6 protein-coding genes are annotated in these 13,030 nt (G+C 43.5%); 4 read left to right on the forward strand and 2 right to left on the reverse strand.

Features of this window, described 5'->3' with window-relative positions; translation table 11 throughout:
- Positions 1–213: 213 nt before the first annotated feature.
- Positions 214–1,617: an MBL fold metallo-hydrolase gene (locus L1070_RS05145; RefSeq protein ID WP_237124720.1), complete on the forward strand. Its 1,404-nt coding sequence runs from the start codon at positions 214–216 to the stop codon at positions 1,615–1,617.
- A gap of 144 nt (positions 1,618–1,761) precedes the next feature.
- On the opposite strand, the gene L1070_RS05150 is transcribed toward L1070_RS05145, so the two are convergent.
- Complete coding sequence (locus L1070_RS05150) at positions 1,762–5,043, reverse strand: glycosyl hydrolase (RefSeq protein ID WP_237124721.1); 3,282 nt, start codon at positions 5,041–5,043, stop codon at positions 1,762–1,764.
- 87 nt (positions 5,044–5,130) lie between these two features.
- On the opposite strand from L1070_RS05150, the gene L1070_RS05155 reads away from it, so the two are divergent.
- Complete coding sequence (locus L1070_RS05155; protein ID WP_237124722.1) at positions 5,131–7,125, forward strand: TonB-dependent receptor; 1,995 nt, start codon at positions 5,131–5,133, stop codon at positions 7,123–7,125.
- Positions 7,126–7,208: 83 nt separating this feature from the next.
- On the forward strand, positions 7,209–7,742 hold the full coding sequence (locus tag L1070_RS05160; RefSeq protein ID WP_343221731.1) for a PepSY domain-containing protein: 534 nt from the start codon (positions 7,209–7,211) through the stop codon (positions 7,740–7,742).
- 171 nt (positions 7,743–7,913) lie between these two features.
- Here L1070_RS05160 and L1070_RS05165 read toward each other — a convergent pair whose 3' ends face one another.
- Entirely contained in the window at positions 7,914–11,996 is a 4,083-nt protein-coding gene (locus tag L1070_RS05165; RefSeq protein WP_237124724.1) for a two-component regulator propeller domain-containing protein, read from the reverse strand.
- A gap of 330 nt (positions 11,997–12,326) precedes the next feature.
- Here L1070_RS05165 and L1070_RS05170 point away from each other — a divergent pair, with 330 nt between their 5' ends.
- Positions 12,327–13,025, forward strand: a complete 699-nt coding sequence (locus tag L1070_RS05170; RefSeq protein WP_237124725.1) for a hypothetical protein — start codon at positions 12,327–12,329, stop codon at positions 13,023–13,025.
- Positions 13,026–13,030 lie beyond the last annotated feature (5 nt).

The following is a 13,030-nucleotide window of genomic DNA, read 5'->3' on the forward strand; positions in this document are numbered from 1 at the left end:
GCGGCTTTCTAAATTTCTTAGTTATTACATTACACTTCACATAGTTATTAGCACTACAATAAACATCCGCCTTTGCTTTCGATGCTCAGAGATTTTTAATTCAATACGCATCGCCATTGTTATTCGTACTGAATACCAGCCATAGTGCAATTTACAGCTACACTTGATCTCATCCGAAGGTTTTTTACCTATGCATAAATGTGAGATAAGTCTATGGCAACAATTACTTTTTATGGTGCTGTTCAGGAGGTGACGGGGTCGTGCCACGTTGTTCGTTCCGCAACCCTTGGTGAGGTGATGCTCGATTGTGGAATGCACCAAGGAATGAGGGCTAAGCATCTTATTTCTCGTGCTCAGTTTGCGTTTAACCCTCGTAGCATAGATATGGTTATTTTATCTCATGCGCATCTGGATCACTCCGGTCGCCTGCCATCCCTTTTACATGACGGATTTGATGGCCCGATTTATTGCACTGAGGCTACAGCGCAGCTTTTACCCGTGATGCTATTTGATTCTTTGAGTTTGTATGAAAATGACTTGCGCCGAGAAAACCGTAAGCGGGCGCGTAAGGGCCTGTCAGATATTGAAGCGCAGTATTCAAAAGAGGACGTATTAAATGTATTGGATTGCCTCAAGCCAATTGCTTATAAGCAACGAGTGCCAATAGGCGAAGGCGCATTTGTTTGTTTTCATGATGCAGGGCATATTCTGGGTTCGGCGATTGTAGAGCTAACCATGACTGAGAATGGCGAACAAAAGAAATTGGTCTTCTCGGGAGATTTAGGCAATACCGATACATTGTTGATGAATGACCCTGTGTACCTTGAAGAAGCTGATATTGTGCTGATGGAGGGGACTTATGGCGATCGTGAGCATAAGTCGTTAGGGGATACGCAGGCTCAACTAAAAGATATTCTTCATACTGCCTTTGCCAGAGGAGGAAATGTGATGATCCCCGCTTTTGCTGTGGGGCGCACGCAAGAGTTATTGCTTTATCTTGGCAAACTCCAGCAGGCAAAAGAGCTCGACAATTGGCAGATTTTCCTAGATAGCCCTATGGCGATTGAAGTGACCGCGATTTATGACCTGTGGCTACCAACACTTGACTGTGAAGGCGTGAAAAAGTTGTGCACCGGTGAGCAAACCTTGCTGAAGAACTTTCTTTCGACATTACACCTAATGGTGGATGCAGAAGAGTCTATGGCTATCAATAAGATCAGTAATGGAGCTTTGATCATAGCTGGCAGCGGCATGTGTACGGGCGGGCGGATCACTCATCACTTCAAACACCGTATTTGGGATAGTCGCAATACCATCATTTTTGTGGGTTATCAGGCCAATGGTACTCTGGGTAGGGCTTTGGTTGATGGTGCGCAACACATTAAACTGTTTGGTGAAGATATTATTGTCAAGGCCAATATTGAAACCTTAAATGGCTTTTCTGCCCATGCTGGGCAGGCCGCTTTAATTGAATGGGTTTGCCATTTTAAAACCGCGCCCAAAGTGGTGTTAGTTCATGGTGAACCCGACGCGTTAGCTGCATTGGCGGATAAGCTTGAACAACAGCATGATATTAAGGCGGATATTCCTATTTTGGGAGATACGATAGAGTTCTGATGGTTTACTTATGTTGTGTTGCCATGCGTTTTTATCGTCTTGATTTCTTTTGCGTTGGGTATGCAGGTAGATAATTTGCGACTTGTCTGGTAGAAAAACGGCACCTAAGTAGGTGCCGTTTGGGTTAATCTAGATAGCTAGTCTTTATGGCGTCATAAGTGGTGAACCAGCAGTCCATGGGCTGCCAGCCTCATTCATTGCTTTTTGCAGCGCAGGAATTGTTACCTGTTGTAATGTGCTAATACGCTTACTCACCCCATCAAGTCCTTCCAGAGCGTAGCTAAATTGCTCACGGTGTTGCTGCGTTGGGCCATAAGATGAGCTTGCTCCCGACATCGCATAGTTTAAGCGGCTGTCGATGTTGGCAGGTTTAGTGCCCATTCTATTGCGTGAAGCTAGACCGTATAGCTCGACATTGATCGCATGAAGTTCATTTTGAATATCAGCATAGCGCTTTTCGAGCGCTGTAATGTTGCCCGGTGTGCGATCAAGTGCCGTACGAACTGCTTTCATGTTTTCTTCCATGGTGCTCAGTATGCTACTGGCAGCAGTTGAGCGTCTTTGAGCTGCAACAATTTGTTGGCCAAACTCTAGTACATCTGCAAATGAAGCGCCCGGCAATGAGCCATTAAAAATAGGCTGTAGCTCAAACTCAACAGGTGTTGCTAATTGCGTCACTTGAGCGCCTACGCGCTGATAGAGTGTGGCGGTGTATTTACCTGGGGCTGCCATCAAGCCATCACCTAGAGGGTGCCAAGGTGAGCGCTCCTCGCCCGTGATTGCGCTCGTATCGGCATAAGTCATATTCCAAGTAATACGGTGTAAACCTTTTTTGGTTTTTCCTGCAACTCGGTTAACAAACGCCCCAGAAGCATCCGTTATCTCAATATAAACGGCTGGCGCAGGCTCTTGATTTTCAGCTTCAATGGCGTCCCAGCTTGGATATTTCGGATATTCTTTATCTTCTACCAGCTTCTTCTCTTGCTCTTGGCGTTGTTCTTTGGCGGTGAGCAAACTCTCTTTAAGGAAATAGGTCAAAGTCGCGCCGTGAGCTGGGTTTGGTGCGGCAAAACGATCGTCACCATCCGTTTCGCTGTGGTTGTCGTCTAAACGGAACCATTTGACTGGGCGGCTAGGGGCAAACAGCAGCGCGTCCTTTTCCATAGCTTCTTCGTTTAGCTCACGAAGTGGCGCATAGTCATCTAGGATGTAGATACCACGGCCAAATGTGCCTGCCACTAAGTCGTTTTCACGACGCTGTATTTTCACGTCACGGGTTGAGATAGTGGGCATGCCACCGTCTAGTTCAAGCCACTTTTTACCGCCATCCACGGTGAAGAAAATACCAAATTCAGTACCTATAAACAGCAAGTCTTTGTTGACGTGGTCTTGTACGATACGCCAAACGAGATGCTTATCAGGTAGATCTTGACTCAGCGAAGTCCACTTTTTGCCTAAGTTGGTCGATTTAATGAGGTAAGGTTTGAAATCCCCGTACTTATGGTTATCGAGCGCGACATAAACCGTATTTGGGTCAAATAAATCGGCTCGAATATCATTAACGTAGGCAGTTTCAGGCACACCTTTAACCTTTTTAAGGTCGATTTTTCGCCAGTTTTTGCCGCCATCAGTGGTGACTTGAATGAGGCCATCATCGGTGCCAACCCAAAGGATGTTCTCATCAACAGGGCTTTCTGAGAAGTTTGCGATGGTGTGATACTCACTCATTGCATACAAGTCCCAACCCGCTTCTACCGACCAAGTGCGTCCCATCATCGGCATATGCATACGGTTACCGTTTTTCGTCAAATCACCTGAAATCGGCGTCCAGCTATCACCACGATCATCAGAGCGCCACACACGTTGAGAAGCATGATAAATACGTTTTGGATCATGACTTGAAACGTTGATAGGAGCATCCCAGTTGTAGCGTTCAGCAGGCTCACCAGGGCGAGGTTGAGGTTTAATATAAACATTCTCGCGCGTTTTTAAGTCATGGCGCATTAGGTTGCCTTGCTGCCATTGTGAGTACATTATGTTGGGGTTGCCTGGCTCAACGGCAGGCTGATGGCCATCGCCACCCAGAGTTAAGAACCAATCTTTGTTTTTGATACCTTCGGAGCGGATGGTGCGAGAAGGGCCGCCTTGTGTTGAGTTATCTTGTGCACCAGCATAAACTCGGTAGAAGGGTTTACCATCGTCCGGCGCTACTTTATAAAATTGAGTCAGTGGCAAGTTAGCCATAAAACGCCAGTTTTTCATGCGGTCATGAGACATGTAAATACCACCATCAGACCCTATCAGGACAAAATCTTTATCGGTCGGGTGGAAGGCAAAGGCATGGTCGTCCACATGCTTACGTTTTGTGTTGATAGGTGTCCAAGTTTTACCACCATCATTAGAGACTTTACTGTAGTTACTGGCAATGTAGACACGGTCCAGCTGATGCTGATCAGCGAAAATTTCTTGATAGTAGTGAGGGCCGGTACCGCCACCTACCTCGTCTGACAGTCTACTCCAGCTCGCGCCACGGTTTTCTGAGCGATAAAACCCACCTTTACGGTTATCTGTTTCAATGGTGGCGTAAATAATATCTGGGTTGATTGGCGAAATTGCCATACCTATTTTACCCATGTTACCTGTAGGCAGGCCTGTTTTAAGCTCAGTCCATGTTTGGCCACCATCTTCTGAGGTGTGGATACCTGAACCTGGGCCCGTGCCCACATAAGCTGCCACTGTACGTTGGCGAGACCAAGTTGCGGCATAGAGTCTGTCCGGGTTGCGTGGGTCAACCAGTAGTGAGGTTACCCCAGTCCACTCATCTTCAGGCTTGAGTACTTGCTTCCAAGTTTCACCACCGTTTGTTGTTTTGTACAATCCACGTTCGCCGCCACTGGTCCACAGTGGCCCCTGCACGGCAGCCCATACAATGTTTGAGTTGCTAGGGTGAACGATGATATCGGAGATGCGTTCGGACTCTTTTAGGCCCATGTTCTGCCAAGTTTTACCACCGTCTACCGACTTATAAATACCGTCGCCAAAACTAATATGACGACCACCGTTATTTTCACCCGTTCCTACCCAAATAATGTTGGAGTTGTTAGGGTCTATGGTGACATCACCAGTTGAGTAAACCGCTTGTTTATCGAAAACTGGTGTCCAAGTAGTTCCGGCATTGACAGTTTTCCAAATACCACCTGAGCCCACGGCGACAAACCAAGTCGAGGGGTTGTTTTGATCCACTTCAATGTCAGCAATACGACCTGACATATAGGCGGGACCAATATTTCTCAGTGCCATCGCTTCAAAGGTTGTACTGCTAAATAGTGCCTTATTATCGGCGTCACCGGCCTTGTCTTTTGCAAGTATTGGTACAGAGGAAACCACAAAAGAAGCGGCGATTGCTGCTTTGAGTAGATTTTTCATTTTATGCCTCAAGTAGGATTATTATTCTTCATGTTCGCTATCGACGTTAGTGTCAACATCAAGTTAATGCAAAAGAAAAGGGATGAAATGCAGGTTTCGCACGTTCGTCTTGAAGTTGTTACATTCATTATTTTTTTGTGTAAGCTGGCCGCAATTGTTAAACGCGTTGTGGAGCGGATGAACGCCCCCAAAGCCCAATGTTTCGTTGTTATGGATCTTAGACTTTTACTCATCAGTTTGCCCTGTTTACCTGTTTTTGCCGTTGCAAAAATGGTCGAAGAGCGTATCGAAGTGATAGAACAGATCCCGCCATATCAGCGTTCATTGTCAAAAGTTTTACCGCAGCAAAAGGTGCTTGATGAAACCCGTTTCAGTGCGGACAGTTTAGCTACGCTTTTGCAGCAGTCGCCGCTGGTGAGCCTCAATGGGCAAGGGGGCTTGTTTCAGACCATCAATATTCGTGGATTTGCCCGTTGGCGTATCCAGATGTTAGTTGAGGGGATCCCGATATATACGGAGCGACGTGCAGGTACATCTGTCGAGTTTGTGCCACCTAGCTTTGTCGAGCAGGCGCATATTACTCAGGGGGCGGCGTCTACCCAGTTGGGCTCTGGTGCGATAGGGGGGGGCGTTGATTTGTCACTGGCTTTTGCAAAACAGCCAGCGATTAAATATCGCCAAGGTAACCTTGCAGATTATCGGGAAGTTCAACTAGAAGGCCTGACAGACAATCATAATGTGAGTTGGATGCTGAACCATCGCCATGCAAACAATAGTCGCGATGGCGATGGCGGCACAATTTCTGATGGATTTGAACAACACAACATACTTATTCGCCATCGCGCAGATTCAGGCCATGTACGTGAAAGCTTCTTGTTATATTCATCGGCAAATAACATCGCAAAAGCCAGTGCAGATGATGTGACCAAGCGTTCGACTATTTATCCAAGCAATGATCACATACTGGCAAAGCTGCAGCTTGATTGGTTGAACATGCGTGTGTATTTGCATGACAGTAAACTACAAACCGTTGTGAAGCGGCCAACCGAGCGGGTGAATATGGTGGTAAACGACTCACTTGACATGGGGGTACAGCTCAATGAGGAGTTTCGTCATCACGACTATTTGTTCAATTGGCGTGCGGGGATAGATGCAAGAACTGGGGTTAAAGCCTCAGAACGAGAAACAGCACACGCCAGTGATCTCACGTTTGAGCAGTTGGTTTTGGATGCTCAGCAATTTGAGGCATACCTGGCCACAGAGTTTAGTAACGAGTTGCGTTATGGTAGCTTGGCTGGTGGCGTGAGAATGGCGCAGCAACGCCAGCGTGATACACGCTCCAAGCACACGAGTCAAGACACAAACTTGAGCGCATTTATAGGCTATATACATCATCTCAATGACCATTGGCAGTGGGCGGGGTATCTGAGTCAAGCTTATCGAGTGCCGAGTTTAACAGAGCGATATTTTCATGGCTCTACCCCCAGAGGGACAGTAATGGGGGCGACTGGTTTGGCAACCGAAAAGTCGTTCAATACCGAGACTAGTCTAAGCTTTCAAGGAGATGCGCTAGAGATGTCTATTGGCGTGTTTCAACAAAACATTGACGACTATATTGAACGTTTGAGAATTGCAGAAGATCTGTTGGCTTATCGTAATGTGAGTAGCGCAATCGTCCATGGCGTTAATTATCAAGGGCAGTATGAGTTTGATCACATCGACTTGCATTGGACACTGAGCTTCTCAGGACAATGGTTAGATGGCGAAAACCAGCAAGGTATGCGCATCGCTGATATATCACCCGCTCAACATCGCATTGCTATTTCTGCCTATGGTAAGTACGGTCAGGGCTTTATTGCTTTGACACATAGACAGTCGAGTGAAGAATTGGCTGAGGGGGAGTTACCCCGCGATGCAGTATCAATTTTGGATGCGGGATATGACTATCAAGTACATGATAATCTCACGCTTGCGCTGCATGTGACAAACCTGACGAACCGCTTATATGCCACCTCTCGTGATGATCTTGCTCCGTTTGCAAAAGGTCGAGACATACATTTGACGATGAGAATGACTTTCTAGTGGGTGAGTCTATATTCAAGTCAACTGGTGTGTGATGCGTGCCCAAATATTGTATTAGCCCATTTTTGAAGTTGGAGTGAGTTGTGTTGAGTAAACTGAGGCAGTTTAGCCGCCATGTACATTTGTGGTTGGCCCTAATGATCTTAGTCCCTTGCGTTATCGTCATTGGTAGCGGCCTCCTATTACAAGTTAAAAAACAGTTTGAATGGGTGCAACCGGCAACGCAAAAAGGTCAAACGGGTAGCCCAAGCATTCATTTTGAGCAGATTTTACACGTTGCAAAGTCAATCCCTGAATTAGAAGTGTCTAGTTGGCAACAGATTGACCGACTTGATGTAAGACCAAACAAGGGAGTAATTAAGCTCGTTGCGGCGAATAGTTGGGAGGCTCAGATAGATGCGCAATCGGGAGCGGTTTTACAGATTGCTTATCGGCGCTCAGATACCATTGAAGCTATCCACGACGGTAGTTGGTTTGCCGAATGGGCAAAGCTTTGGCTGTTTCTACCCGCAGCGATTTTGTTATTTTTTATGTGGTGTAGTGGTAGTGTTTTGCTATATACCACACTAAAAAGCAAATATAGAAAGAACAATCTCCGCAAAACAAGAAATAGATAATAAAAGAAGCAAAGGTTCAGTGATGATAAAGCACTCACCGAATTAAGGAAGGGCAGTTCAAGGAGCCTGAATCTATCTCTACCTCTATTGACGCCCTGCTCATTATAAAAACATGCTACGCAGCACCTATGTGCATTTATCGGCTCTAGGTTTCAATGCTTGCATATCAAGTTACGAGAGCCCAGCTTTATCTATCATTTCTTTTTCATAGGCTTTTGCACTTTTGCCAAACTCTTGTTTAAAGCAGAGGCTAAAATATGTCACCGAAGCAAAGCCTACACTTTCGGCTATTTGTTGAATCTGATAATCCTTGCCAAGTAAGGTAAGTGCTTTTTGCAAACGGTATTTCCTCAAATATTCAGTGAAGTTGTAATCAAGTAATGCGGACAACTTTCGGTTTAATTGCCGTTCACTCATTGCCAGCAATTCCGCAGCCTGACTTCTATTAAAAGTTTCATCTTGGTAGTTCTGTGCGATGACCTGCGTAAACTTTTCGATAAATTTAGAGTCTTTAGGACGGATTTCCGACAACCTTTGATCAGCGGAAAAGTTCGGGTTGAGCAAATCTTTGGCAAATGTCTTTTTCAATTTGTCACGTATTGATAATAAGCGTTGTAATCGCGTATTTAGTTCTTGATAGTGGAATGGTTTGGAAATGTAGTCATCAACATTTCTTTTCCAGCCCTCTATTCTACTTTGCATATCACCTTTGGCTGTGAGCATTATGATAGGAATATGACTGGTAACCTCGCAATCGCGTAGCATTTCAACTGCAGTGTAACCGTCTATATTAGGCATCATGACATCACATAGGATTAAGTCAGGAACAATGTCCGTAGCTATTTCAATCCCTTCTTTTCCTCCTTGCGCCAAAAAACATGAGAATTCACAATTGAGTAAACTCTTTAGGTAGTTCAGCATTTCTATATTATCGTCAATGATCAAGACTGACTTTCGGCCTTCATTTACAGGGGGGGTTGGCTGTGCTTTTGTTTCATCTGGCTTCTCTATTGGCTTATCGGCATTGTGCGAAATGTAAGGCACACTATAACGCGAGGGCTTGAGAGAGAAACTTATTACCGACTTTAATGGAAATATTAGGATGAAAGAGGCACCTTTATTAGGTTCGCTGTTAATAGTAATAGAGCCTCCATTCACTTGTATGAGTTCTTTTACCAAGGCTAGGCCAATACCCGTTCCTATTTCATAATCAACGTTTTGGTCATCAACTCGTACAAATGGTTCAAAAATCGACGCTTGATGTTGTTGGGAAATACCAATTCCTGTATCCGATATAATTACCTCTATTGCGTGAGGATTTGAGAGAGTTTCAATGGTAATCTTTCCACCACAAGGTGTGTATTTTGTGGCATTCGAAATAAGGTTGATCAAGATTGTATCTAGAGAGTCGCGAACGAGCTCCAGTTGAGCATTAAATGTTGAACTAAACTCTAGTCTTTGAGACTTTTCCTCTACCGTAGACTGAAAAGAAGCAATCATTGTTGTTATAGTTTGGTTGAGGTCATAGTGTTGTTTTTTAGCAATTAAAGGAGAATCTATTTTTGCTAACTCCAATAGTTGCTCAACCATATACAGTAATCTTTGGGCATTTTTCTTGACCAGTGAGGCATTAGATATAACCTCTGGGTTGGTTTGCGAGCCTAGCAATTTGTCAGCAGGACCAAGTATCAATGTTAATGGTGTTCTAAATTCGTGTGATACGTTGGCAAATAACTGTTTTTTGGCATTGAAGAGTGCTTCTATTGTCTGGTTTCGAGCTTCTAGTTCGGCTGTTCTTTGCTGGATCCCAATTTCAAGCTCTCTGGTTTTTATTGTTAACACCTTGGTTCGAGCATAAATTGCGGCGTATATAAGTAAAAATAAAAGTAGCGTATAGAGTGTGTAGGCTTGCCAAGTACGCCAAAAGGGAGGCAAAATTTTAATCATGAGAGGTTTACTTTCACTGACGAGCAGACCTTCTTGGTTCTGTGATTTGACCTGAAAGATATAGTCCCCTTCAGGTAATGTTGTATAGGTAGCAACACCATTATTATCAGTCATGTACACCCAATCATCATCCAGTCCTGTGAGCTTGTATGCAAGTATTAGCGGTGCCTCCATGTAATTTAAATTACTAAATGAAAAAGAGAAAAAGTAATCTTCATGTGACAAGGTCAAGTGTTCGGTGGTGTGAATTGCAGTTTCTAGTGGAGACAGTGGCTCCTTATTTTTCAATCTCACGGTTTGATTCTTGATTTTGAAATCGGTTAAAACAGTAGGTGCTTTTATATGGGCTGTTGATAAAGGCTGTGGAAGAACCTTTACAATGCGGTTAGTTGCAGCAAAAAATAACTCTGAGTTTTGGGTAAAGACCGATGAGGCGCGTAAAAATGTTTCGACATTAAGGCCATCATTGGATGTGAAGACTTTCGCAGTGTGATTGTTTGTCGAAAATCGAATCAGGTTACTTTGAGAACTAAACCATAAGTGCTGTTCAGCATCCTCGGTCATACTTTGAAATTCTCTATTTGCTATATGAGGGGGAAGTTGTACAAAATTAAGAGTACGCTTTTTATGTGTGTACTTGAGCAAACCAACCTCAAAAATACTGAACCATATATCGCCATTACTGTCTTTGAAGTGTGAATTAACTCTCCCAATTTCAGATACGTTGTTATCTGGATCAACTCGCGTATATTGCTTAGTTTGGGGTTGATAGTGAAAGATACCTTTATTTGTAGCCAAGAGTAATGAGCCATCATTTAAAGCACTGAGGCTTATCACATTGATATTCAGTAAGTGAGGCTCAAACTTGTTGGTATTTACATCATATTTCAGTAGCTGTCCGCTCTTATTGGGAATATGCGCAGCGTAAGTGCCAACCCAGAAGCCACCTTGTATGTCTTTCGTTGCCCCAAGTACAACACCGCCCTGTAAACCAGTGTATTGACTCGGTTTAAAGTGAGTAGATGTGCCAGTTCTTGGCTCATATTTTATGAGGTCGTTTCCTCTAAAAAACGACAGCCAAATATTATTTTTTCCATCAATAGTCAAATTTGCGATTTCATCGTGGGCTTTGAAAATGGTCGTTGGAACAGCGGAAAGTTCGGTATTGGTTACTAGCAACTGGTTATTACAACTAAACCAAAGTTTATCGTTGAAGTTGAGTGCTAGTCCTCTGATATAGCATGGTTTATCTTTGGTGTAAGCCAAATGGGTGAAGAAAGCTGCAGAGAACCTTAATTGATAAATCGCATCATTAGAGGCGAACCATAAATTGCCATTTCGATCCTCAAACGTGTCATATACTTGCAGTTGCTCTAAAGATGGCTGTTCAGAAAGTTGTGGTCTAATTGCGGTAGCTGATTTGGACTTTGGGTCTATTTTATATAGGTCTTGTTCCCAGGTCCCGACCCAGATCTCGCCATTTTTATTCACAGCTAAACTACTGATGGACTTTTTCTCAATTCCATCTGCGTTTTTAAAAGATTCAGAGTGTTCGTCAAAATATTGAATGCCATTAAATGTACCAACCCAAACTGTACCGCTCTTATCTTCAACGACGTGGGTTACATTTGTACTGTTAATTTGGTGTGTAGAGTGGCTTTCTCCGCTATAGTGGTTTATGTGACTAAGGCGTGACTCCCACATGTATAAGCCATTTCCAAACGTAGTTATCCACAGCCTAGACTTACTATCCATGAGAATGTGTTTAGTGTTGAGGTTTTTTGGTAGTTTCTCTTCTAACTGAGGGTTAACTACAATTGACTCTGTTATTAAATCTAACTGTGCGATTCCAGCGGATGTCGCAATCCATAGTGTGCTTCCTGAAATGCTCAACTGTGCTAATGAATTAGTTGGCAGTTTAAGCTCCGGGCGGGTTGCGTTTTTGGTATACCTTTTTACTTGGTGTGTCTTTAAATCAAGCTTATACAACCCGTGTTCAAGCGTAGCAACCCACATTGCATCGCCATAAAACTTGATGTCAAATACATCTGGACTTTCTGGCAAAGCATGAGACAAAAACTGTCCACCGTCATACCTAAATAGTCCTGCTGAAGACGTAAACCAGATAAAGCCTGAGTTATCTTGCTCAATGTTTCTCACATTGCCAAAAACCAAATTGTCAGGCGCTGTGTGTTTATGAAATAGAGGCGTTAATACGTGAAACTCGGTGTTTGGTTCTGCAGCGAATATAGCGTTTGCTTGGATGATGCTACATACGAGCAGCAAGATTATATTGATTGTTTTCATAAGCGATAGACTTTATCTGATTTCAGTATGCGCAGAACTTAACGATTAGAGACATTTGAATTGCGTTCGCTACAAGATTGTACGCAAATATATTAAAAACATCACAGTGTCTTAGGTTAGGTTTGGCTTCTATTTGTTTGATATATCTGGTTATTTTTATTTGTCCCGATATTATAACTCATTGTCCTTTTTTTCTTAACAATATTTTGAAAACACATTTAGCCTGTACACAAATCAGTTGTGTGATGCGCTAACGCATCGGCGCGTACAAACGCGAACTGATTAACATTCACTATTGAAATAAATTAGAAAAGTATAAGGTAAAATTAAATGACCAGAACAGCGACTTCCTATAAGAAAAATACACTTGTGTGCAAAAGTGCGTTACTGGGCTTAAGTGCTCAATGTTTATTACTTGCAACAACTGCTAATGCTGGTGATGAACCAGTTAATTGTAAGAATGTACAGGTATCAGAAACTAAAATATACGCCGGTCATGCATCATGTACAGCGTACCATTATTACACCAAATATGATCAAAATAGAAACTCTCAGCGTCACACATATTCTGAAACTTTGAGCCGAAATGTTGATGAGACAACTAAACGTTGGGTTACATTAACGGGAATGGCGACAATTAGTACGAATACATGGTTTTTGAATGACTTCACATATAGAACTGGTATTTCGTGCAGCGCGGAGGTGCCATATTCACATAGTGAGCCTGTGATGGAGCAGCAGTGTGAATATACCCCAAGGGCTGGTGTTAGAGTGATTCGCGATGAGGGTACAACAGAAACTTATGTCAAAGCACATGGTTCTGATCGTGATGGACACATTGTCAAAGCAGAGCTTTGGGTTGATGGTGTTAAGCAAGCTGGAGATTCTCTGAGCTTATATGGTAACTCTGGTGATACATTCCAAGTAACTGGGCGTGTAACTGATAATGATGGCCATACAGATCAAATATCTAAAACTATCACCCTAGTTGTTAGCCCACCAAGAATGTGTGGTAACGAGCCTTGTTAATCCTA

The organism is Pseudoalteromonas sp. MMG022 (assembly GCF_021654245.1).
In the GTDB taxonomy this organism is placed as follows: Bacteria; Pseudomonadota; Gammaproteobacteria; order Enterobacterales; family Alteromonadaceae; genus Pseudoalteromonas; species Pseudoalteromonas amylolytica.

Coding starts and splice junctions, on each gene's coding strand:
- L1070_RS05145 (WP_237124720.1), top strand. CDS start 214: ATGGCAACAATTACTTTTTATGGTGCTGTTCAGGAGGTGACGGGGTCG.
- L1070_RS05150 (WP_237124721.1), bottom strand. CDS start 5,043: ATGAAAAATCTACTCAAAGCAGCAATCGCCGCTTCTTTTGTGGTTTCC.
- L1070_RS05155 (WP_237124722.1), top strand. CDS start 5,131: ATGCAGGTTTCGCACGTTCGTCTTGAAGTTGTTACATTCATTATTTTT.
- L1070_RS05165 (WP_237124724.1), bottom strand. CDS start 11,996: ATGAAAACAATCAATATAATCTTGCTGCTCGTATGTAGCATCATCCAA.
- L1070_RS05170 (WP_237124725.1), top strand. CDS start 12,327: ATGACCAGAACAGCGACTTCCTATAAGAAAAATACACTTGTGTGCAAA.